The sequence below is a fragment of the Agromyces fucosus genome, assembly GCF_004134865.1.
Lineage (GTDB): Bacteria > Actinomycetota > Actinomycetes > Actinomycetales > Microbacteriaceae > Agromyces > Agromyces fucosus.
Window position 1 is genome coordinate 816,281 of sequence record NZ_SDPO01000001.1, and the last position, 22,728, is coordinate 839,008.

General features: G+C 69.4%; 20 protein-coding genes and 1 tRNA gene. 4 read left to right on the forward strand and 17 right to left on the reverse strand.

Annotated elements, in window-relative coordinates:
* The first annotated feature begins 110 nt into the window (after positions 1-110).
* Positions 111-1,463, forward strand: a complete 1,353-nt coding sequence (locus tag ESP57_RS03770; protein ID WP_165877360.1) for a hypothetical protein — start codon at positions 111-113, stop codon at positions 1,461-1,463.
* A gap of 23 nt (positions 1,464-1,486) precedes the next feature.
* Here the strand turns inward: ESP57_RS03770 and ESP57_RS03775 are convergent, their stop codons facing one another.
* The 4 genes from ESP57_RS03775 to ESP57_RS03790 form a co-directional block, all read right to left on the reverse strand.
* A complete protein-coding gene (locus ESP57_RS03775; RefSeq protein WP_165877361.1) occupies positions 1,487-3,901 on the reverse strand; it encodes a transglycosylase domain-containing protein in 2,415 nt (804 codons plus the stop codon).
* A gap of 199 nt (positions 3,902-4,100) precedes the next feature.
* A tRNA-Gln gene (locus ESP57_RS03780) sits at positions 4,101-4,175 on the reverse strand.
* Between the two features lie 98 nt (positions 4,176-4,273).
* Entirely contained in the window at positions 4,274-5,788 is a 1,515-nt protein-coding gene (gene gltX, locus ESP57_RS03785) for a glutamate--tRNA ligase (RefSeq protein ID WP_129230589.1), read from the reverse strand.
* Between the two features lie 11 nt (positions 5,789-5,799).
* Positions 5,800-6,741 carry a LysR family transcriptional regulator gene (locus ESP57_RS03790; RefSeq protein WP_129230590.1) on the reverse strand — a complete coding sequence of 314 codons (942 nt, stop codon included), beginning with the start codon at positions 6,739-6,741 and terminating at the stop codon, positions 5,800-5,802.
* An 82-nt stretch (positions 6,742-6,823) separates the two neighbouring features.
* Between ESP57_RS03790 and ESP57_RS03795 the strand changes: the two genes are divergently transcribed.
* A complete protein-coding gene (locus ESP57_RS03795) occupies positions 6,824-7,855 on the forward strand; it encodes an aminotransferase class V-fold PLP-dependent enzyme (RefSeq protein ID WP_129230591.1) in 1,032 nt (343 codons plus the stop codon).
* 86 nt (positions 7,856-7,941) lie between these two features.
* On the opposite strand, the gene ESP57_RS03800 is transcribed toward ESP57_RS03795, so the two are convergent.
* The 5 genes from ESP57_RS03800 to ESP57_RS03820 all read right to left on the reverse strand — a co-directional run bounded on the left by ESP57_RS03800 (position 7,942) and on the right by ESP57_RS03820 (position 13,181).
* Positions 7,942-8,715, reverse strand: coding sequence for a fumarylacetoacetate hydrolase family protein (locus ESP57_RS03800; protein ID WP_129230592.1), 774 nt, complete (start codon positions 8,713-8,715; stop codon positions 7,942-7,944).
* Between the two features lie 99 nt (positions 8,716-8,814).
* Entirely contained in the window at positions 8,815-9,306 is a 492-nt protein-coding gene (locus ESP57_RS03805; protein ID WP_243648389.1) for a GNAT family acetyltransferase, read from the reverse strand.
* Positions 9,303-10,418: a branched-chain amino acid aminotransferase gene (locus ESP57_RS03810; protein ID WP_056009781.1), complete on the reverse strand. Its 1,116-nt coding sequence runs from the start codon at positions 10,416-10,418 to the stop codon at positions 9,303-9,305. Before ESP57_RS03810 ends, ESP57_RS03805 begins: the two co-directional genes overlap by 4 nt.
* A 40-nt stretch (positions 10,419-10,458) precedes the next feature.
* Positions 10,459-11,523, reverse strand: a complete 1,065-nt coding sequence (locus ESP57_RS03815; protein ID WP_129230593.1) for a 3-isopropylmalate dehydrogenase — start codon at positions 11,521-11,523, stop codon at positions 10,459-10,461.
* 71 nt (positions 11,524-11,594) lie between these two features.
* The gene (locus ESP57_RS03820; protein WP_082571339.1) at positions 11,595-13,181 is read right to left on the reverse strand and encodes an MFS transporter; all 1,587 of its coding nucleotides are present in this window, start codon (positions 13,179-13,181) and stop codon (positions 11,595-11,597) included.
* Between the two features lie 104 nt (positions 13,182-13,285).
* Between ESP57_RS03820 and ESP57_RS03825 the strand changes: the two genes are divergently transcribed.
* Entirely contained in the window at positions 13,286-13,849 is a 564-nt protein-coding gene (locus tag ESP57_RS03825; protein WP_056009785.1) for a TetR/AcrR family transcriptional regulator, read from the forward strand.
* A 47-nt stretch (positions 13,850-13,896) separates the two neighbouring features.
* On the opposite strand, the gene ESP57_RS03830 is transcribed toward ESP57_RS03825, so the two are convergent.
* The 5 genes from ESP57_RS03830 to ESP57_RS03850 all read right to left on the reverse strand — a co-directional run bounded on the left by ESP57_RS03830 (position 13,897) and on the right by ESP57_RS03850 (position 17,929).
* Positions 13,897-14,331 (reverse strand): hypothetical protein, encoded by a 435-nt coding sequence (locus tag ESP57_RS03830; protein ID WP_129230594.1) that lies wholly within the window; start codon positions 14,329-14,331, stop codon positions 13,897-13,899.
* Positions 14,332-14,518: 187 nt separating this feature from the next.
* Positions 14,519-16,108, reverse strand: coding sequence for a phosphoglycerate dehydrogenase (serA, locus tag ESP57_RS03835; protein ID WP_115958436.1), 1,590 nt, complete (start codon positions 16,106-16,108; stop codon positions 14,519-14,521).
* Positions 16,109-16,241: 133 nt separating this feature from the next.
* Positions 16,242-16,640 (reverse strand): hypothetical protein, encoded by a 399-nt coding sequence (locus ESP57_RS03840; RefSeq protein ID WP_129230595.1) that lies wholly within the window; start codon positions 16,638-16,640, stop codon positions 16,242-16,244.
* A gap of 1 nt (position 16,641) precedes the next feature.
* Positions 16,642-17,139 (reverse strand): DNA polymerase III subunit gamma/tau, encoded by a 498-nt coding sequence (locus ESP57_RS03845; RefSeq protein ID WP_129230596.1) that lies wholly within the window; start codon positions 17,137-17,139, stop codon positions 16,642-16,644.
* 49 nt (positions 17,140-17,188) lie between these two features.
* Positions 17,189-17,929, reverse strand: coding sequence for a copper homeostasis protein CutC (locus tag ESP57_RS03850; protein ID WP_129230597.1), 741 nt, complete (start codon positions 17,927-17,929; stop codon positions 17,189-17,191).
* Between the two features lie 115 nt (positions 17,930-18,044).
* On the opposite strand from ESP57_RS03850, the gene ESP57_RS03855 reads away from it, so the two are divergent.
* Complete coding sequence (locus ESP57_RS03855; RefSeq protein WP_129230598.1) at positions 18,045-18,890, forward strand: hypothetical protein; 846 nt, start codon at positions 18,045-18,047, stop codon at positions 18,888-18,890.
* 80 nt (positions 18,891-18,970) lie between these two features.
* Here the strand turns inward: ESP57_RS03855 and ESP57_RS03860 are convergent, their stop codons facing one another.
* The 3 genes from ESP57_RS03860 to ilvN all read right to left on the reverse strand — a co-directional run bounded on the left by ESP57_RS03860 (position 18,971) and on the right by ilvN (position 22,727).
* Positions 18,971-20,857, reverse strand: a complete 1,887-nt coding sequence (locus tag ESP57_RS03860; RefSeq protein WP_129230599.1) for a bifunctional metallophosphatase/5'-nucleotidase — start codon at positions 20,855-20,857, stop codon at positions 18,971-18,973.
* A 239-nt stretch (positions 20,858-21,096) separates the two neighbouring features.
* Positions 21,097-22,182, reverse strand: coding sequence for a ketol-acid reductoisomerase (ilvC, locus tag ESP57_RS03865; protein WP_268753233.1), 1,086 nt, complete (start codon positions 22,180-22,182; stop codon positions 21,097-21,099).
* A gap of 35 nt (positions 22,183-22,217) precedes the next feature.
* On the reverse strand, positions 22,218-22,727 hold the full coding sequence (gene ilvN, locus ESP57_RS03870) for an acetolactate synthase small subunit (RefSeq protein ID WP_056009800.1): 510 nt from the start codon (positions 22,725-22,727) through the stop codon (positions 22,218-22,220).
* Position 22,728: the final 1 nt, after the last annotated feature.

Genomic DNA, 22,728 nt, shown 5'->3' on the forward strand with positions numbered 1-22,728 from the left:
CGCCCGGCCCACCCTCGCCGTGCCACGGCGGCGGCCACGGCACCGGTCGCGAATCCTGCACCCCCATCTCGGCGCGCGATGTCGCGCGCCCGCACACCTGGAGTCTCTCAATGACGAGAATCGAATCCGCGTCCGAGCACCAGCACGGCGTCGGCCTCAAGATCGCCGTCATCGTGCTCGCCCTCGCGCTGGCAACGATGACGACCCTCTTCCTGCTCACCACGAGCAAGATCGCTGGCGGCTCCGCCGAGCTCTCCGCCGGCGCCACCGAGGTCAGCGACGGTTCGCAGCAGGTCGCTGCCGGCGCGGGCGACCTCTCCGCCGGCTCCGTCGAATTGAGCGAGGGCGCAGCTGCCGCCGCGACCGGCGCGACATCCCTCGAGACGGGTGCCGCCTCAGCAGCGGCAGGCGCGGAACAGGTGCGGTCCGGCGCAGACAAGGCAGCGCTCGGTGCGGCGTCACTGGCCGACGGGGCATCCGCAACGGCCACGGGTGCCGACTCGCTGAGCACTGGCGCGAGCAAGTCGGCCGATGGCGCGGCACAGCTCGCGGCAGGCGCCGGCCAGGTCGCGGCAGGGGCCCAGGCGCTCGCGGCTGGCGCCGCCACGGCGGACTCGAAGATCCCTGAGTTGCGTGGTGGTCTGACGTCCTTGAACGCCGGCATCACCGAGTTCAAGGACAGCGCGAAGGGATACCTGAAGACGGAGTCCGACAAGCTGTCGGGCGGACTCGGTCTCCTCGAGACGACCCTTGCCTCACTCAAGGCCGACCTCGACCTGAGCGACCCGAACAACGCGGCGCGCTACGCGGCGCTGGAAACGATCACCGACCAGCTCCAAGTCGGCGTCACCGGCATGCAGGGAACCGCTCCCGCGGTCCTCGACGGGGGGTTCGGCAAGCTGCAGGTCGGTGTCGGCCTGGTCGACGCAGGGCTCGTCAAGTTCGATGCCGAGGCCACCTCGGTACTCACCGCGAAGTCGAGCGAACTCGCGGCGGGCGCGGCGAACCTCGCGGCGAAGAGCGGCGAGTTGAGTGCCGGCGCTTCGCAGGTCTCGGCCGGCGCGAGTTCGCTGGTCGACGGCACCTACCGGCTCGCTGAGGGAGCCGACAACCTGTCCGTCGGAACGAGCACGTTGAACGCCGGTGCCGCGAATCTCGCCACAGGGACGAAGAACCTCTCCGCCGGCGCGGCCAAGCTCGCCGATGGCACGAGCGACCTCGCCTCGGGCGCTGCGACGCTCTCGATCGGCGCATCCGATCTCGCCGACGGCACCGCCGAATTGAGCGACGGCAATGCGCTCGTCGCCGAGGGCAGCGCCACGCTCGCGACCGGAGCGGCCGGCGTCTCCCCCTCGACGATGGTGCCGTGGCTCCTCGTCGCGCTGGGAGTCGGCGCCGCGGCGATCGCCGTGTGGATCACCCACCGCGTTCGATTCGCCCGTCGGGAGTCCGTCACCGCCTGATCCGTGGTGCCGGCGGTCGCCGGTCAGTGGCCCCGTTCGTCTCCACGACCGGGGCCGCCCCGGCGTCCGTCATCGCCCGGGCCGCCGCCATCCGATCCGGGGTCCGGCCAGCCGTCCCCGGAATCCTCGTCGAGACCCTGCACCTGCGTGGTCGGCTCCGGAGCCGGGGGTTCGGTTCCGGGCACGGGCCCGACCGACGGCGCGACCCTTTCATTCGGGCCCACGACGGAGAACGGATCGCCGCCGTACTTCGCCGCGGCCACCGACATGACCATGGGCCACATGCGATGTCGTGCCGTCGCAGCAGTGCCGTTGCCGAAGCCCCCGATTCCGCGCTGGTTCGCGTCCCCGTACACGCTGACGACGCCCGCAACGGTCGCCACCTTCGAACTGGCACCGGCCATCCACGTGTCCTTGTTGCCGTCGGTCGTGCCGGTCTTGCCGATCAGCGGCACGTGCGGATTCACGTTGCGGTTCGATTCCGTCGCCGTGCCGCCCGTCATCACGCTCTGCATCGCGTAGTGCATCGCCGCGGCGACTTCGGGTGTCACCGCGGGCGTGCACGTCGACGTCGGCACCGGCAGGTCGTTGCCATCGCGGTCGACGATCCGGTCGATCGCCACCGGAGTGCAGGTCACGCCGTTGTTCGCGATGCCGGCGAACGCGACGGCGAGGCTGAGCGGCGCGACCTCGTTCGTGCCGAGCACCGACGAGGGCCCCTGCTGAAGGGGATCGCCGTCGGCCCGGTGCATGCCGAACGCCTCGGCCGTCTTGCGGATGCCGCACAGGTCGAGCTTCTTGGCCATGCCGATGAAGCCCGTGTTGATCGAGCCGATGGTCGATTCGAGCGCGGAGTAGTTGCCGCCGGACTCGTTCGCGTCGTTCTTCGGGCTCCACTTCTCGCTGTTGGTGTTGATCGGTCCGTTGCAACTGTCTTGGAAGACGCCCCAGTTCGTCTTCGGCTTCGAGTCCACCCGCTCGCTCAGCGGGTGCCCTTCGTTCAACCACTGCGCGAGAGTGAAGACCTTGTAGGTCGATCCCGGCTGGAAGCCGCTCGACCCGCCCTGGGTGAAGTCGGTGTTGTAGTTGACACTCGTGTACTGCGGGCCGATCGCCAGCACCTCGGGGTCCTGGCTGTAGATCTTGTTCTGGGCCATCGCGAGCACCCGTCCCGTGCCGACCTGCACGCTCGAGATCACGCCGCCGACGTCCCAGCCGGGGTAGACCTGCGGCACGTTCTGCGCCAGCGCCGTCACCGCGGCGCTCTGGAGGTCGAGGTCGAGGGTCGTGTAGACGTCGTACCCGCCTCGACGGAAGTTGCGCATGCGCGTCTCCTCGTCTTCACCGAAGGCCGGATCCGTCTGCAGGATGTTCTTCACGTAGTCGCAGAAGTACGCGGATTCGTTCGCCGTCTGGCAGCCGGTGCTCGGCTCCTTGATGGCTGGCTCGACGGGCGTCGCGATCGCCGCGTCGTACTCCTCGCGCGTGATCTTCTTCTCGTCGAGCATGTGGAAGAGGATGTAGTCGCGTCGATCCTTGTTCCTCGCGTAGCCGTTCGCCGCGCCGTTCGTCTCGCTGTCGGGCTTGTCGAGCTGGAATTCGACCGGGTTGTTCACGATGGCGAGGAGCGACGCCGCCTGCGCGAGCGTCAGGTTCGCCGCGGTCGTCGAGAAGTAGTAGCTGGCTGCGGCTTCGATGCCGTAGACGGTGCCGCCGAAGCCCGCGATGTTCAGGTATCCGAGCAGGATCTCGCTCTTGGAGTATCGCTTCTCGACGCCGATGGCGAGCCGCATCTCCTTGAGCTTCCGCTCGATGCCGGCGCTTCCGTCGGACTCGGTCGCCGCGTCGTAGCACTTGTTCTTCTCGGCATCCACGAGCGCAGCTCGGTCGTCGTAGCTGAGCGCCGCGAGCTCCTCCTCGGTCAGATCGGCGACGGCGGTGACGTGCGCCTCCGCCTCGCACTCCTGCACGCGGATGTTCTTGACGTACTGCTGCGCGATCGAGGACCCGCCCTGCGTGTTGCCGCCGGTCGCCGTCGTCATCGCCGCTCGGATCGTGCCCTGCAGGTCGACGCCGCCGTGGTCGTAGAACCTGGGGTCTTCGCCGGCGATCGCGGCATCCTTCGCGTACTGGCTGATGGCGTCCCAGCCGACCTCGACGCGGTTCTGGTCGTAGAACGACGCCAGTAGCACGGTGGAACCGTCGCTGCCCGTGGCGTAGATGTTGCTCTTCTCGGAGAGGTCGTCGATCTCGAGGTAGCCCGGGAGGTTCTCGAACATGCCGATGCTTCCGGATGCCGCGATGCCGACGGTCGCGATCGCCGGCGTCACGCCCGCCACGATGAGCATGGCCACGCCGACGCTCGCCGCGATGAGGCCCAAGAACCCGCCGATGACGCCGAGCGGCGTGCGTGTCTCTCGGAAGTCACGATTCCGCATGTTCCCAGAACCCATGGCTCACCCATTCCCCGCCGGCGTCTCACGATGGTGCCGAGCCGGTAGGAGGCTCGAAATGTGTGCCGACACTCAATGGAATCGCAGCGCATCCCGGAAGTCCAGCCCACATGCCGATCGGTCGGAAGCGACTGTGCCGGAAAACGAAAAAGGCCCGGATGACCGGGCCTTCTTCACAAAAAATTGGCTGGGGTACCTGGACTCGAACCAAGAACAACGGTACCAGAAACCGCCGTGTTGCCAATTACACCATACCCCAATGGCCGAAACCGAAGCCCCGTGCCGACATGTAACTCTAGCCTACGGCGCGACGCCCGCCAAACTGAGCAGCGCTCACCGGGCGGGCGCCTGCGCGCATCATGCGAGCAGTGCCGTCAGACGGTCGATGCGCTCGAGGGAATCGACCTTGCCGAGGATCTGCATCGACTCGAAGAGCGGCGGCGAGATGCGGCGCCCCGAGAGCGCGGTGCGCACCGCACCGAAGGCCACCCGCGGCTTGAGCCCGAGGCCGTCGATGAGCGCACCGCGCAGCGCCTCCTCGATCTGCTCGTGCGTCCACTCCTCGGCCGGGAGCCGGTCGAGGGCGTCTCGCGCCGCGACGAGCACCGCGGGGGCGTCGTCGGTCAAGGCACCGACGGCCGCTTCGTCGAACTCGAGCCCCGCGGCATCCGTGAACAGGAAGCCCAGCATGCCGGGAGCCTCGCCCAGCAGCGCGATGCGCTCCTGGATGAGCGGAGCGCCCTCGGCGAGCACGGCCTCCTGCGCCGGCGTGATCGGATCGGAGACGGCACCTGCCGCCTGCAGGTAGGGCACGGTGCGCGCCGCGAAGTCCACGACGTCGAGCTGCCGGATGTGGTCGCCGTTGATCGCCTCCGCCTTCTTCAGGTCGAATCGGGCCGGGTTGGGGTTCACGTTCGCGACGTCGAACGCAGCGATGAGCTCGTCGCGCGAGAACACGTCGCGGTCGGCCGAGAAGCCCCAGCCGAGGAGCGCGAGGTAGTTGATGAGCCCCTCGGGGATGAACCCGCGGTCGCGGTGGTGGAACAGGTTCGACTCGGGGTCGCGCTTGGAGAGCTTCTTGTTGCCCTCGCCCATGACGTAGGGAAGGTGTCCGAAGCGCGGCACGAACGAGGTCACGCCGATGTCGATGAGCGCGTGGTACAGGGCGATCTGACGGGGCGTCGACGAGAGCAGGTCTTCGCCGCGGAGCACGTCGGTGATGCCCATGAGCGCATCGTCGACGGGGTTCACGAACGTGTAGAGCGGCGCGCCGTTCGGGCGCACGACGACGAAGTCGATCGTCGACCCGACCGGGAAGTCGATGCGGCCTCGCACGAGGTCGTCGAAGCCGAGGTCGGCCTCGGGCACGCGCAGGCGCAGCGCGGCCTGGCGGCCCTCGGCACGGAACGCCGCGCGCTGCTCGTCGGTGAGGTCGCGGTCGAAGTTGTCGTACCCGAGCTGCTTCGCCCGGCCGTTCGCCTCGTTGCGTGCGTCGATCTCCTCAGCGGTCGAGTACGACTCGTAAAGGTGACCGGACGCCTTCAGTCGCTCGATGATCTCGAGGTAGATCTCTCCTCGCTGCGACTGCCGGTACGGTCCGTGCGGGCCGCCGACGTCGATGCCCTCGTCCCACGTGAGACCGAGCCAGGTGAGCGCGTCGAGGATCTGCCCGTAGCTCTCCTCGCTGTCGCGAGCGGCGTCGGTGTCTTCGATACGGAAGACGAAGGTGCCGCCGGTGTGGCGCGCGTAGGCCCAGTTGAAGAGGGCCGTGCGCACGAGGCCGACGTGCGGCGTTCCGGTCGGCGATGGGCAGAAGCGCACGCGGATGTCGCTACCGGCGGCTGTGGTCGTGGGGTGAGCTGTCTCAGACATACCCCTCAATGCTATCGAGCGGCGAGCGATTCCAGCGCGGCGAGTGCCGCGGCGACGGCGGGCACCCGTTCGGCGCCGCGTGCGGTCACGAGGTGGAGCGAGCGCACGTCGGCGCGAGCGGTGGGCCTCGCCACGACGTCCGCGTTCCGCGGGGACGCCGCGAGCGCGAGCGCCGGGAGCAGCGCCACCCCGAGCCCCTGCGCGACCATGCCCTCGACGGCGACGAAGTTGTCGGTCTCGAAGGCGATGCGCGGCACGAAGCCGGCCGCTCCTGCGAGCTCGAGCAGGTGACCGCGGCAACGCGGGCATCCGGCGATCCACGGTTCGTCGCGCAGCATGCCGACGTCGACGAAGTCGGATGCCGCGGCGGCATGCCCCGCCGGCAGCACGAGCTGCATCGGTTCGTCGCCGTAGACGCGCACATCGAGCCCGCGAGCGCTCGCCTGATGCGGGTCGTCGCGGTCGCCGGGATAGCTGAAGGTGATCGCGAGATCGGCCTGGTCGGCCCGCACGGCCCGCACGGCCTCGGGAGGTTCGGCCTCGACATAGGTGACGTCGATGCCGGGGTGCGCTGCGGCGAGCGACGCGATGAGCCGCGGCACGAGCGTGGCCGAGGCCGACGGGAAGGCCACGAGACGCACGCGGCCGGCGCGGAGTCCGCGGAGTTCGGCGAGTTCGCCGGCTGCGGCCTCGAGTGCCGTGGCGACGTCCTGCGCATGGCGTGCGAGCACACGGCCCGATTCCGTCAACCGGATGCCGCGACCCACGCGCTCGACGAGCGCGATGCCGGTGCGATCCTCGAACCGCCGAAGCTGCTGGCTCACCGCGGGCTGACTGTAGCCGAGCCATTCCGCAGCCGCCGTGAGCGAACCGTGCTCGGCGATCCGGTGCACCACGCGCACCGTCTGCAGGTCGAGGGCGGCGGCGAGGGCGTCGATCGAGGCATCCGACATGCCTGAATCATAACCTCAGCGCATGTGTGTGATCATTCTCCGGGCCTTGTCGAATGAATCGGGCTCGCTGAGACTGGATTCCATGCACCACACTCGCGAGCGGTACGCCGCAGGACGCGGTTACCTCGCCGCCTGCACGATGGGCCTTCCCGCCGACGTCACGCGCGACGCGGTGCGACGCGACCTCGAGTCATGGTCGACCGGGGTCGCGTGCGGCGTCGAGTACGGACGGATCCACGACCGGGCCCGCGGCCACGCCGCGACGCTGCTCGGCCGCGCGCCGAGCGACATCGCGACCGGCTCCCAGGTCTCGGTCTTCGCCGGCTTCGTCGCGGCGTCGGCACCGGCAGGTGCTGAGATCGTCTGCGTCGACGGTGACTTCTCCTCGGTGATCGGCCCGTTCCTGGCCAGAGGCGACCTGCGCGTGCGCCACGTGCCGCTCGCCGAGCTCGCGGGGGCCGTGACCGACTCGACGTGGCTCGTCTCGTATTCGCTCGTGCAGTCGGCGACGGGCGAGGTCGCCGACGCGGCATCCGTCAACGCCGCCGCCCGGGCCGTCGGCGCGCTCACGCTCGTCGACACGACCCAGGCCACCGGCTGGATGCCGACCGACGCGATCGATGCCGACGTCGTGATCTGCCACGCGTACAAGTGGCTATCAGCGCCTCGTGGTGCCGCCTTCGCCGCCTTCTCGACCCGGGCGGTCGACGAACTGACTCCGCACGCCGCCGGATGGTACTCGGGCACCGACCCGTGGGCGTCGTGCTACGGCCCCGAGCTGCACCTCTCGCCGGGCGCGCAGAGATTCGACGTCTCCCCCGCCTGGCAGGCGTGGGCCGGTGCCGAGGCGGCGCTCGAACTCGCGGCATCGCTCGACATGCTCGAGGTGCAGCGCCACGACGTCGGGCTCGCGAACGCGTTCCGCGCGCGGCTCGGGGCGGCGCCCACCGACAGTGCGATCGTCGCGTGGCCCGACCTCGACGGCAGTGCACTGGCCGCGCTCGGGGCCGCGGGCATCACCGCCTCGGGGCGTGCCGGTCGGGCCCGCGTCGCCTTCCACGTGTGGAACGACGACGAGGACGTCGAGCTCGCGGCATCCGCGCTCGGGCGCTGAGCGCTCCGTCGAGCGCAGCGACGGTCGCATCCGCTCTCGGACGTTGAGCGCAGCGACGAGCGCAGCGACGAGCGCAGCAGCAGACGCTACGAGGCCGAGCGCACCGGGTTCGAGAGCGTGCCGAGTCCGGTGACGTCGACCTCGACCGTGTCGCCGTCGACGATCGGGCCGACGCCGGCGGGTGTGCCGGTGAGGATGACATCGCCCGGCAGCAGAGTGAACACGCTCGATGCGTAGGCGATGATCGACGCGACCGAGTGCACCATGTCGGAGAGGCGTCCCGACTGGCGTCGCTCGCCGTTCACGCTCGTCTCGATCGTGGCCGTCTCGAAATCGACGTGCGTGTCGATCACGGGGCCGAGCGGGCAGAAGGAGTCGAAGCCCTTGGCGCGGGCCCACTGGCCGTCGCGCTGCTGCAGGTCCCGCGCCGTGACGTCGTTGGCGATCGTGTAGCCGAAGACGTAGTCTTCTGCGTCGTCTTCGGAGACGTTCTTCGCGATGCGCCCGATGACGACCGCGAGCTCGCCCTCGTGCTCGACCCGCTCGCTCTGCTTCGGCAGCACGATGGCGTCGCCGGGACCGACCACCGAGGTGTTCGGCTTCAGGAACAGCAGCGGCTCGGCGGGTGCTTCGCCGCCCATCTCCTCCGCATGATCGCGGTAGTTCTTACCGACCGCGACGACCTTCGAACGCGGAATGACGGGTGCGAGCAGCTTCGCATCGGTCAGCTTGACGCGCTCACCCGTGGGCTCGTAGCCCGCGAACATGGGGTCGGCCTTCAGCACGACGAGCTCGTGCTCCTCTTCGTCGACGATGCCGAATGCGATGGTGTCGTCGTGGCTGAAACGCGCGATCTTCATGCCTTCAGCCTACCCGCGGCGCTCTGGGCACCGAGTCGCAGGACGATGCGTCCGACACGCCGCGCATGGTCGGCGTGTCGAGTCGAACCGTCCTGCGACTCAGCGACGCGAGTCGGGCGGGATGACGCCGGCCGGAGCATCGGGGACGAGCCGCTTGCCGAGACTCACGACCTCGTCGACCCGATAGCCGAGGCTGCGGTAGAACTCGATGACGCCCGTATTCGTCGATCGCACCTGCAGGTTCAGCTTCGGGCAGCCTCGCTCGGTGAGGAGCCGCTCGGCCTCAGCCATGAGGAGCGCCCCGAGGCGCTCGCCGCGCCGTTCGAGGTCGACCGCGAGGTAGTTCACCCAACCGCGATGCCCGTCGTAGCCGATCATCGCCGTCGCGACGACGGCGCCGTCGGACTCCCCCACGAGGAAGAGCTCGGGCTGCACCGCGAGCTTCCGCTCGATGTCGCGGTATGGATCGTTCCACGGCACGACGAGCCCGGCCGATCGCCAGAGTTCGACGACCGGCTCGGTGTCGGCGACGTCGAACGAACGGATGCGCACGCCGTCGACCACGCCGCCGCCGTCAACGGCACCCGTCACGCGTCGAGACGCGTGAGCCAGCCGTGGCGGTCCTCGACGCGGCCGTACTGGATGTCGGTGAGCTCCTGGCGAAGCGAGAGCGCGAGCTCGGATGCCTCGGCGCCCGTGTGCACGATCTCGAAGTCGGTGCCGAGCAGGCGCCCGATGGGCACGACGACCGCGGCGGTGCCGCAGGCGAAGGCGCCGACGATCTCGCCGGACTCGGCGCCGCTGCGCCATTCGTCAAGCGAGATGGCGCGCCGCTCGACCGCGTGGCCGCGGTCGGTCGCGAGCTGCAGGATCGAGTCGCGCGTGATGCCCTCGAGGATCGAGGGAGACTCGGGCGTGACGAGCGTGCCGTCGCGCTTGACGAGGACGATGTTCATGCCGCCGAGCTCTTCGAGGTTGCCGGCGTCGTCGAGGAACGCGACCTGCTGGCATCCCTTCTCGTAGGCCTCGGCCTGCGGCAGCAGGCTCGACGCGTAGTTGCCGCCGGTCTTGGCCGCTCCCGTGCCACCCTTGCCGGCGCGCGCGTAATCGGTCGACAGCCAGATGTTCACGGGCTCGACCCCGCCCGGGAAGTAGGCGCCCGCCGGGCTCGCGATCACGTAGTACGCAACCTTCTTCGCAGGGCGGACGCCGAGGAACGCCTCTTTCGCGAACATGAACGGCCGCAGGTAGAGGCTCGTCTCGGGCGCGCTCGGCACCCAGTCGGCGTCGACGGCGATGATCTGCTTGAGCGACTCGATGAAGATCTCGCTCGGCAGCTCGGGCAGCGCCATGCGACGTGCCGAGCGCTGCATGCGGGCGGCGTTCTCGAAGGGCCGGAACGTGTGGATCGAGCCGTCGGCGTGACGGTAGGCCTTCATGCCCTCGAAGATCTCCTGCGCGTAGTGGAGCACCGCGGCGGCGGGGTCGAGTGAGATCGGGCCGTAGGGCGTGACGCGCGGGCGGTGCCAGCCGCCCTTCTCCGACCAGCAGATGTCGACCATGTGGTCGGTGAAGTGGTTGCCGAATCCGGGGTCGGCGAGCACTGCGTCGCGTTCGGCGGGCGTCTTCGCCTCGCCGTTGCGGATGACCTGCCAGATGAGACCGGCTGCCGACGGGGCCTGGAGCGGGAGGTTGATCGTCATTTTCGTTTCCTTCGATGCGCTGGATCAGGAGTGCGCTGGATCAGTTCTGCGTGAGCCTCACGCGTGCGGCGATGGCGTCGCCGACCTCGGAGGTCGTGCGGCGGGTGTCGCCGCGTTCGGCGATGTCGGCGACCACCGCGCGCTGTACCTTCTGCGCGGCTTCCGTCCGGCCGAGGTGGTCGAGGAGGAGGGCCACGGAGAGGATCGCGGCGGTCGGGTCGGCGATGCCCTGGCCGGCGATGTCGGGTGCCGAGCCGTGCACCGGCTCAAACATGCTCGGGAATCGGCCGTCGGGATTGATGTTGCCCGAGGCCGCGAGTCCGATGCCGCCGCTGATCGCGCCGGCGAGGTCGGTGAGGATGTCGCCGAAGAGGTTGTCGGTGACGATGACGTCGAATCGAGCCGGGTCGGTGACGAGGAAGATCGTCGCCGCGTCGACGTGCAGGTAGTCGACCGTGACGCCCGGGAACTCGGCCGCGACGGCGTCGACCGTGCGCTTCCACAGCGAGCCGGCGAAGACCAGCACGTTGGTCTTGTGCACGAGCGTGAGCTTCTTGCGAGGCCGAGCGGATGCCGCGGCGAACGCGTAGCGCACGACGCGCTCGACGCCGTATGCGGTGTTGACCGAGACCTCGTTGGCGACCTCGGCCGGAGTGCCGACGCGGATCGCGCCGCCGTTGCCGACGTACGGCCCCTCGGTGCCCTCTCGCACGACGACGAAGTCGACATCGCCGGGTGCCGTGAGCGGGCTCGCGACGCCGGGGTAGAGCACCGACGGGCGCAGGTTCACGTAGTGGTCGAGTTCGAAGCGGAGCTTCAGGAGCAGGCCGCGCTCGATGTTCGCGCCCGCGAGGCGGGGGTCGCCGGGCACGCCGCCGACGGCACCGAGCAGGATCGCGTCGTGGCCCTTGATCGCGGCGAGGTCGTCGTCGGTCAGCACGTCACCGGTGGCGAGGTAGCGGGCGGCGCCCAAGGAGAACTCGGTCTGCTCGAATGCGACCCCCGACCCCTCGGTGGCCGCAGCGAGCGCCTTCAGCGCCTGCTCGACGACTTCAGGGCCGATCCCGTCACCGGGGATGACCGCGAGCTTGACCGTGTCCACCATGAATTCTCCTTCGTGCGCCAGCCCTCCCAGCGTACTGGCCGCACGCGCGCGTGACACCCGCGGTGCCGTTCTCACTCGTGCGCGACGGCGCCCTTCGGGTTGCGGAGGGCGAGCACGGCGACGACCGCGGCGGCGACCATGAGCGCGACGCCGATGAGCGAGGTGATGACGACGCCCTCGTCGAAGGCCAGGGCAGCGGATGCCGCGAGCTGTTCGCCGATCGCCGCGGGCAGCTGCTCGGCGACCGTGGCGGCGCCCGCGAGCGTCTCGCTCGCCGTTGCGGCCTGCGCGGCGGTCAGCTCGGTCGGCAGCACGATCGCGGCGCTGTAGTGGGCCGCGAGGATGGAGCCCAGCACCGCCGTGCCGAGCACGGCGCCGAGTTCGTACGCCGTCTCGGAGACGGCGGAGGCCGCACCCGCCTTCTCGGGCGGAGCGCTCGAGAGGATGAGTTCGTTCGAGACGGTCTCCGCGGCGCCGATGCCGACGCCGAGCATCACGAAGGCGATGACGACGGGCGCGATCGACCCGGCGGTCGCGAAGAACGCGATGACCGCGTACCCGCCGGCCGACAGGAGCAGCGCGATCGGCACGAGCACGCGCGGTCGCACGCGGCGAGCGATCGGCACGACCGCGAGGCCGGCGATGATCATCGCCACGAGCCCGGGCAGCAGGGCGAGCCCCGCCGCGACCGGGCTCAGCCCGGCGATCAACTGGAGGTGCTGGGACACGAAGTAGAGGAACCCGACGAGCGCGATGACGCTGAAGAGGTTCACGAGCACCGCGCCGCCGAACGATCCCTGGCGGAAGAGGCGCACGTCGAGCATCGGCGAGCGGCTCTTGAGCTGGCGGCGCACGAACCAGAGTCCGCAGAACAGCCCGAACACGATCGCCTGGATGCCGAAGCCCGAGACGCCCTCGGTGGCGAGCGACTTGATGCCGAACACCACCGGCACCATCGCGGCGAGTGAGAGCAGCGTGCTCGGGATGTCGATGCGGCCGGGCGCGGGGTCGCGACTCTCGGGGATGAGGAGGGGCACGAGGATCACGAGCGGCACGAGCACGGGCACCGCGAGGAGGAACACCGACCCCCAGTGGAAGTGCTCGATGAGAACGCCGCCGACGAGGGGCCCGAGGGCGCTGCCCGCGGCGAAGCCCGAGGCCCAGATCGCGATCGCGAGCCGGCGCTGCTCGCGATCGACGAAGACAGTGCGGAGCAGCGACAGGGTCGATGGCATGAGCATCGCACCGAAGAAGCCGAGTGCCGCACGGGAGGCGATGAGCGCCTCGGCGGTCGGCGCGAACGCGGCCACGATCGAGAGCAGTGCGAACCCGACGGAGCCGATGAGCAGCATGCGACGGCGGCCGAAGCGGTCGCCGGCACTGCCCATCGCGACGAGGAGGCCGGCGAGCACGAGCGGGTAGGCGTCGATGATCCAGAGCTGCTGGGCGGCGGTCGGCGCGAGGTCCTGCGAGATCGCGGGCAGCGCGAAGCTCAATACCGTGTTGTCGACCGAGACGAGCAGCACCGGCAGCATGAGCACGGCGAGGGCGACCCAGGCGCGACGGGGCGCGCGCGCCGTCTGCTCGGTCGGCGTGTCGGGTGCCGTCGGGGAGGTCGTCTCGTTCGCGTGCAGTGCGGTCTGGTTGGTGTCGGTCATCTCAGGCTCGTTCGTCTCAGGCGGTTACTGTACCGTCCAGTTGGTATAGTAACAGACGTGCCTGAAGCATCACCAATTGCTCCCCCGTCGGCCACACTGGGATCATGAGCCGCCCACCCGCCGCCCGAGAAGCCGTGCTCGACGCCTTCGAGCGCATCATCATCACCGACGGCGAGCGCACTGCGACGCTCGACGCCACCGCCCGGGCGGCCGGCGTCTCGAAGGGCGGCCTGCTCTATCACTTCGGCTCGAGGCACGCCCTCATCGCCGGCCTCATCGAGCGCCTGCACCGCCTCGTCGACGACGACGTCGAGCGCATCCACTCGGCGCCCGACGGCCCGATCTCCTACTTCGTCCGCTCGTCGGTCGACCTCGAGTCGGCGATCGATCACAGCTTCGTCGCCACGGTGCGTCTCGCCCAGGGCGGCGACAGGCAAGCCGCCGCCGCCATCGACGCCGTGCGCTCGCGCTGGCTCGAGGAGATGGGCCGCCACATCGACGATCCCGCCCTCGCCCTCGCGATCACCCTCATCGGCGACGGCCTGTACTACCACTCGGCCCTGCGCGCCGAGGTCGACGCGTCGGCACTCGACTCCGATGACATCGGCCCGGCGCAGATGGACGAGCTGGTCGCCCTCCTCGAGCGCATCGCGCAGGCCGGTCGCTAGACGACGGATGCCCCGGCGCGCGCTGCCGAGCAGCAGCGCACCACTCCTCATCTCGTGCCGGTGAGCGCCTGCCAGACGAGTGAGGCGGCTATGACGGTGAAGACCGCCGCCCACCCTGCCATGAGCCATCGGCCGGCAGCGGCCGACCGGAGCCGCAGCACGCCCTGTCCGGCGACTCCTGCACCGATGAAGACTCCGATGATGAGCAGCGCCGAGACGATCAACCCGATCGGGTTCCCGCCGTCGCACTCGGTGGATTCGGGACCGCAGCGACGGAACGGCCCGCCCTGACCGCTCGTGTCGTAGCTGTTCAGGCTGACCGCGAACCAGAACGCCGCCCCGAGCGTCACGGGCATCCCCGCCACCGCCACTGCCACGGTCGTGAGCAGCGCCCCGACGATACGGCGCCACGATGGGCGGTCGACGCGGGCATCGTTCACGTCGTCGAGCGGGTCGGTCGAGGTGTCGTGATTCCCGTCCAAATGCTCCTGCCCTCCTGATCGGTGGCTCGAGACTACGGACCCCGGCGAGCGACCGCGCCCACTGCGACCCGGAATACGACCAAGGTGCAGTGCTCGAGCGCATCGCGCAGGCCGGTCGCTCGACGACGGATGCCCCGGCGCGCGCTGCCGAGCAGCAGCGCGCCGGGGCATCCGACCGTTCGAATCGCTACTCGGTGATGTCGACCTCGACGAAGAGGCTCGCGTCGATGGCCTCGCGCACGCGCTCGAGCACCTCACCGGGCACCGGCGAGTCGACGGTCAGCACGCTGAGCGCCTGCCCGCCCGCCTCGCGGCGCGCGATCTGCATGCCGGCGATGTTGATGCCGGCCTCGCCGAACTCGCGGCCGTAGACCGCGACGATGCCGGGGCGGTCGGCGTACTCCATGACGATGTGGGTCGTCGCGATCGGCACCTCGAGCTCGTAGCCGTTGACGCCGACGAGCTTCTCGATCTGCTTCGGACCGGTGAGCGTGCCCGAGACGGAGACCTGGGTGCCGTCGGCGAGCGCACCCGTGAGCGAGATCACGTTGCGGTACTCGGGCGACTCGGCCGAGGTGATCAGTCGCACGTCGATGCCACGCTGCTCGGCGAGGAGCGGCGCGTTGACGTACGAGACCGTCTCGCTGACGACGTTCGTGAAGACGCCCTTCAGCGCCGCGAGCTTCAGCGCACTCACGTCGTAGTCGGCGAGCTCGCCGCGCACCTCGACGTCGAGGCTCGTCAGCGGGCCGTTGGCGATGCCGGCGAAGAGCTGGCCGAGCTTCTCGACGAGCGGGATGCCAGGGCGCACGTACGGGTCGATGACGCCACCGGCGACGTTGACCGCGTCGGGCACGAGTTCGCCGGCGAGGGCGAGGCGCACCGACTTCGCGACCGAGACGCCCGCCTTCTCTTGGGCCTCGTCGGTCGAGGCGCCGAGGTGCGGCGTCACGACGATGTTCGGCAGGCCGAGCAGCGGCGAATCGCGCGGCGGCTCGGAGACGAAGACGTCGACGGCAGCGCCGGCGATCGTGCGGGCGACGAGTGCGTCGTGCAGCGCGTCTTCGTCGATGAGCCCGCCGCGCGCGACGTTGACGATGAACGCGGTCGGCTTCATGCGGGCGAACTGCTCGGTGCCGATCATGCCCGTGGTCTCTGGCGTCTTCGGCATGTGGATCGTGATGAAGTCGCTCTGCTCGAGCAACTCGTCGAGGGTCACGGTCTGCACGCCGAGCTGCTGCGCGCGCGCAGCGGTGATGTACGGGTCGTACGCGATCACGTTGGTGCCGAACGCCTGCAGGCGCGCGGCGATGAGCGCGCCGATGCGGCCGAGGCCGATGATACCGATCGTCTTCTCGTAGAGCTCGACGCCCGTGTACGCCGACCGCTTCCACTCCCCCTGCGCGAGCGCGGAGTGCGCCGCCGGGATGTGACGGGCGAGACTCAGGATGTGACCGACGGTCAGCTCCGCCGCAGAGATGATGTTCGAGGTGGGCGCGTTCACGACCATGACGCCGGCCGCAGTGGCGGCCTTGATGTCGACGTTGTCGAGGCCGACGCCCGCTCGGGCGATGACCTTCAACTTCGGCGCAGCGGCGATCGCCTCTGCGTCGACCTTCGTCGCGGAGCGCACGAGGATCGCGTCGGAGTCGGCCAGTGCTGCGAGCAGCGCAGGCCGATCGGTGCCGTCGACGGATCTGACGTCGAAGTCGGGGCCGAGGGCCTCGACGGTGGCGGGCGAGAGTTCTTCAGCGATCAACACGACCGGCTTTGTCACGAACGATTCCTTCGGGTGATGCGCGCGCACGACACTGCGACTTGCGGTGGGATGCGCCACACGCCGTCGGGGCGCCTACCGTCTCACTCTACTGGAGCGTGCATGCGGCGATCGTTGTGTGACGTCGCCCCCGTCACGAGAGGTCGAGGCCGCTCAGCTCGAACAGGGAGCTGACGTCGGCGGCGAGCACCTGCACGAGCGCGAAGCCCGCGAGGAAGATCACGACCTGAGCGAGGGGTCCGCGCCGGCGCCCGAGCCAGAACGCGGTGCCGAAGACCACCAGCGGCAATGCGATGCCGACCACGAGCAGCGCCCACCCTCCGCCCGTCAGGGCGATGCCGAGACCATCGGCGTACAGGTTCATGCCGACGAGGTTGCCGACCGCCTCCCACACGTCGTAGGCGTAGAAGACGCCGAAGACGACCGCGATCGTGATCGAGAGCCAGAGCGGCGTCGCCCGACCGGCGGAGGCCTGCTCGGCTGAGGCCGGGACGGCGCCGGTCGAGCCGGTGGGAGCGGATGCCTCGGTCATCTCAACCTCGCAGAATGAACGGGATGGGAACGAGCAGTACGGCGCCGACGATCAGCCAGACGAGCCGCGCGCGCCGGTTGCCCGACGCGAGCCAGAGCACCGTGCCGAACCAGAGGGGTGCGGCGATGACGGCGAACCAACTGCCGAGGCCGTACATGAACTGCGCGACGGGGTCGGCGAAGATCTGCGCCTCGCCGAGAGCCGTGATCAGCCAGCCGATCGCGTACAGCAGGTAGATGCCGCCCAGCACTCCGAGCACGACGAGTTCGGCCGAGCCGGTCTGCGCAGCGGCATCCGCGCCCTCGGGTTCGTCGACGGCGGACTCGTCGCCGAGCTCATGAACGGCACCGCGCGCGTCGGCACCACCGTGCGCCTCGGCCGCGGCGTCGGGCCGCGGCGCCGCACTCGTCGGCGAGCCGACCGTCTTCCAGCCCGGTGCGAGCGTCGGGTCGTCGTCGCCCTCCCACCGGAGCGCGTCGTCGTCGGAGTCGCGGGTCATGTGCACCACATTAGCGAGCACGACGCTGCCCGTGATCGAACCGTTCCCGTCAGGCCTCGGCGACCACCGCGGCGGCGACGGCCGCCGCGACGAGTCCGGATTCCGTCACGTCGAATCCGTCGACCCCGCCGCCGGGTCCGCTCGGACCCCCGCGCGACGCTGTGCCCCGTGCCGACAGGTGCACCGCATCGACTCCGGCGGCCGCGAGGTCGGCGATGTCACCGATGCGCACACCGCCGCCGGCCATGATCTCGAGCGGGCCCGACTCGACGGCCATGCGTGCGAGCGTCGCGAGGCCTGCGCGGCAATCGGCCGCTCCGCCCGAGGTCAGCACCCGCCTCGCGCCGAGGGCGTGGAGCGCGGCAACCGAGCCGAGCGGGTCGGAACTCGCATCGACCGCGCGGTGCACCGTGACGTCGAGGCCGGCCGCGGCGTCGACGAACCGGCGCACGGCCTCGAGGTCGAGGGCACCCGCATCGGTCAGTGCGCCGACGACGATCCCGTCGGCGCCGGCGGCCGCGGCGGCACGGATGTCTCGGACGGTCGTGTCGAGCTCGTCGGCGTCGTAGACGAATCCGCCGCCGCGCGGGCGCACGAGCACGTGCACGAACCCGGGAACCCCGGCATCGCGCGCCGCCCCGGCAGCTGCCTCGATCAGGCCGGCCGACGGCGTCAGCCCTCCGAGGCCGAGCGCCTGGCAGAGCTCGACGCGTGCGGCACCCCCCGCGAGAGCGACGCGCACCCCCGCGACATCCTGGACGGCGATCTCGATCGGAAGCGTTCGTGGCATTCCCGACACGTTACCGGCCCGGTCCGCCTCCGGGTGACGATTCCGCGTCGATCCCCCACCCCGCGCCCGTGTTCCAATATGCTCATCGCGGCACTCACCCCTCGGAAGGACGAACGTGGCAGAGCAGCGCAAGAAGAAGGTCGTTCGAGTCGAACCCACTGCAGCAGCAGACCACGGCGGCGGCACGGCCGTCGCCGACGACTCGGCCGCTCCGACGTGGACTCCGACTCCTGAAGCGAAGAAGCAGGCGACGACGTTCCGCCTGATCGCCGGCGGCCTCTGGCTGCTCGCCATCGGCGGCGAGATCTTCTCGATCTTCTGGGTGCTGCGCCAGGTGCCCGTGAACATGGTGCTGCTCATCATCCTGATCGTCGTCATCGGTGCGCTCGCGATCGGCGGCTCGCTGCTCTGGAAGAAGGCGAACCGCCTCGACCCCGCGTCGAAGGAGGACAAGGTCCGCTTCTTCGTGCAGAACCAGCTCGGTGCGATCATCGCGGTCATCGCGTTCCTGCCCCTCATCATCCTGATCTTCACGAACAAGGACATGGACGGCAAGCAGAAGGCGCTCGCCGGCATCATCGCGATCGTCATCGGCGGTGGCGCGCTCGCCCTCGGCGTCGATTACAACCCGCCGTCGGTCGAGCAGTACACCGAGGAGTCGAACACGATCGAGCAGCTCACCGGCCAGGACCTCGTGTACTGGACGAAGTCGGGCTCGGTGTTCCACGTCTGCGCAGAGGTTCCCGACGTCAACAAGGAGTCGAAGGACGGCCAGATCTACGAAGGCACCGTCGCCGACGCGCACGCCGCCGGCAAGGACCGCCTCGTCAGCTACTGGGAGCGGGAGGCCGTCAACTACTGCGGCTACAGCCAGGAGCAGGTCGACGCCGTCGCGGATGCGGCCGACATCGACTCTGAGGAGCCCATCGAGGCTCCCGAGGAGACCCCCGCCGCCGAGTAGTGGCCCGGCACGACGATGAAGGCCCGCCCGGATCATCCGGGCGGGCCTTCACCGTCTTCGCGGCCTTCGCGGCCTTCGCGTCAGAACACCGGCGTGCCGTCCCGGACGAGCCGCCAGTTCTCGACGTGGAACGTCGTCGGGTCGATCACGCCCGCGGCCGAGGCGTACGCGACGATCGCCTCGCGGATCGCCACCTGCGCGTTGTAGACCACCGGTGCGCTCGCGATGTGCGGGAAGCCGCCGCCGCCCGACTGCCGATAGTTGTTCACGGCGACGAGGAACTGCTGGTCGTCGGCGACCGGTGCACCCTGATAGCTGAGCGGCGAGATGCGCTGCCCGACGGGCTTCGCGACGTCGATCGTGTACTCGACGCCCGAGAACTGGTCGTAGTTGTAGTCGGGCGTGGAGGCCGCTCGCGGGGTCGGGGCGTTCGTCCACGCGGCCGGGTCCACGGGAGCGTCGGGGGCGACGACCTTGAAGTACTCCGCCGAGAACTCGAGGTACTCCCTGATCTGCTCGCCCGTCAGGATCGACGCCATGAGCGTGTTGTCGTAGATGTAGAGCCCTGCGACATCCTTGATCGTCACCGACCCGGCCGGGAAGCTCGCCGCACGGTTGAACGGTGCCGCGATCGAGACGATCGGGAGGGATGCCTCGGGCGTGCCCGCGACGGCAGCTGCCACGGTCGCCGTCTGCACCACGTTGACGTAATCGAGGATCGCCGTGTCCTTCCAGCACGCCTCGGCGGCCGACATCGCGGCCGTCGAGGTCGCGACGGGCGAGTTCATGTAGGTCACGACGGCGTCGTGCTGGTCGCGCACGAGCGCCACGAACGCCGGATCGTCGACGACGGTGTTCGTGTTCATCGTGATCGCCGTGTGGTCGACGACGCGCCATTTGCCACGGGAATACGCGAGGTCGAGGTCGAACACGCTGAGCCGCTGGCCCCAGTTCTTCGGCTCGCTCATGATGACCTCGGCCCCCGTCACCGTGTTCGTGACGAGTCGTTCGGGAATCTCCTGGTGCGCGTGCCCGAAGAGGATCACGTCGATGTCGGGCACCTGCTCGGCGACGAGCCTCGCCGCGTTCTCGTTCGGGAGGTCGGAGCCGTACGACGAACTGCCGCTGTCCCCGGAGTGGGCGCTCACCACGATGATGTGCGCACCCTCGGCCTTCATCACCGGCACCCAGCGTGCGGCCGTCTCGACGAGATCGAGCACCTCGACCTTGCCCGACACGTTCGCCTTGTCCCAGATGACGACGCCGGGGTTCGTCAGGCCGAGCACGCCGACCTTCACCGGCGGGTGGCCCTTCGCGAGCTTCATCGACCTGATCGTGTACGGGCGATAGCGCGGCACCTTGGTCTCGGCGTGCACGGCGTTCGCGGCCAGCACGGGCGCGTCCATCTGGTCGATCCAGTTGTCGAGGAAGTCGAGCCCGTAGTTGAACTCGTGGTTGCCGAGCGCGACGGCGTCGTAGCCGAGCGCATTCATCTGCGCGGCCACCGGGTGGATCGCCCCTGTCTCGGTGACCGGCTCGACCGTCGCATAGTAGAAGCCGAGCGGCGTGCCCTGAATGGTGTCGCCGGCGTCGAACAGCAGCGTGTGCTCGCGACCACGATCGGCGCGGATCTGCTTCACGAGGCTCGCGACGCGCGAGAGGCCGACCGCGTTCGTCGGACGGGTGGCGGTGCCGTCGTAGTACGCGGCGTCCTTGTAGTAGTCCCAGTTGACGACGTTCGCGTGCAGGTCGGACGTGCCCATGATCGTGATCCTGGTCGTCGTGCCGTCGGTCGCCGCGGCTGCGGGGCCGGCCGACCACCCCGCCGCTGCGAGGGCGGTCGCGGCAGAGGCGCCGATCAGGACGTTGCGTCGAGTGAAGCCGGATGACGCGCTCCCGACCTCCTCGTCGGGGACCGCGCATGCGCACCAGCGGGGAACGGGTTCGTGGTTCGAGTGATCGCTCATGGAACAGAATGCGACCACGGCCGGATGCCTCGTGGCAAGGGTTTCCGCATGAATTCGCGGTGCTCATTCGCGCACGACGCGCACAACCGCGAACGGCCCGCACCGGAGCATCCGGAGCGGGCCGTTCAGGAGTCGACGCCTCTCAGCGCGCGACCTCGCCGTCGGGCTGACCGGACGAAGTCCGGGCAGTATCAACACAGTGTCGCGAGACGACTGCGTCGACGGCGCAGGTCCGCGCTCTAGCGCGCGACCTCGCCGTCGACGTAGTCGTCGTCGTCCGACGAGTTCCACGCGAAGAGCTTGCGGAGGTCGCGACCGGTCGTCTCGATCGGGTGCTGCTCGCCCTTGGCACGGAGCTCGAGGAACTCCTTCTGGCCGTTGTCCTGGTCGGAGATGAAGCGCTCGGCGAAGGTGCCGTCCTGGATGTCGGCGAGCACCGCCTTCATGTTCTCCTTGACCGACGGGTCGATGACGCGGGGGCCCGACACATAGTCGCCGTACTCCGCCGTGTCGGAGACCGACCAGCGCTGCTTGGCGATGCCGCCCTCCCACATGAGGTCGACGATGAGCTTCAGCTCGTGGAGCACCTCGAAGTAGGCGATCTCGGGCTGGTAGCCGGCCTCGACGAGCGTCTCGAAGCCGTACTGGACGAGCTGCGAGGTGCCGCCGCAGAGCACGGCCTGCTCGCCGAACAGGTCGGTCTCGGTCTCCTCGGTGAAGGTCGTCTTGATGACGCCGGCGCGAGTGCCGCCGATGCCCTTGGCGTACGACTTCGCGAGGTCCCACGCGGTGCCGGTCGCGTCCTGCTCCACGGCGATGATGTCGGGGATGCCGCGGCCGGCGACGAACTCCCGGCGCACCGTGTGGCCCGGCGCCTTCGGCGCGACGAGGATCACGTCGACGCCCGCGGGCGCCTCGATGTAGCCGAAGCGGATGTTGAAGCCGTGGCCGAAGACGAGCGCGTTGCCCTCGACGAGGTTGTCGCGAACGGATTCCGCGAAGATGTGGCGCTGGTACTGGTCGGGAGCGAGGATGACGACGATGTCGGCCCAGGCGGATGCTTCGGCGACGTTCTTGACCTCGAAGCCGGCCTCTTCGGCCTTCTGGATCGACTTCGAGCCCTCCTTGAGGCCGACGACGACCTCGACGCCCGAGTCGCGCAGGTTCTGCGCGTGGGCGTGACCCTGCGAGCCGTAGCCGATGACGGCGACCTTCTTGCCCTGGACGATCGAGAGGTCGGCGTCCTGGTCGTAATACATCTCAGCCATTGCTGTTTCTCCTTGGGTTGTCCCCTGAGCCTGTCGAAGGGAGCGGTGTGCGTGCAGAGTTCCCTTCGACGAGCTCGGGGAACGTGGTTGATCTAGTTCTTGAAGACGCGCTCGGTGATGGACTTGCCGCCACGGCCGATCGCGAGGAGGCCCGACTGGGCGATCTCCTTGATGCCGTAGGGCTCGAGCACCTTGAGGAACGCGGTGGTCTTGCCGGAGTCGCCGGTGACCTCGATCACGAGCGCGTCGGTCGACACGTCGACGACCCGCGCACGGAAGAGGTTCACCGCCTCGAGCACCTGCGAGCGGGTCGTGTTGTCGACCCGCACCTTGATGAGCAGGTGCTCGCGCTGGACGGCCTGTGCGGGGTCGAGTTCGACGATCTTGATGACGTTGACGAGCTTGTTCAGCTGCTTCGTCACCTGCTCGAGTGGGAGGTCTTCGACGTCGACGACGACCGTGATGCGGCTGAGCCCCGCGATCTCGGAATGGCCGACCGCGAGCGACTCGATGTTGAAGCCGCGCCGGGCGAAGAGACCGGCGACTCGGGTCAGCAGACCGGGCTTGTCTTCGACGAGGAGGGACAGAACGTGGGTCGACATG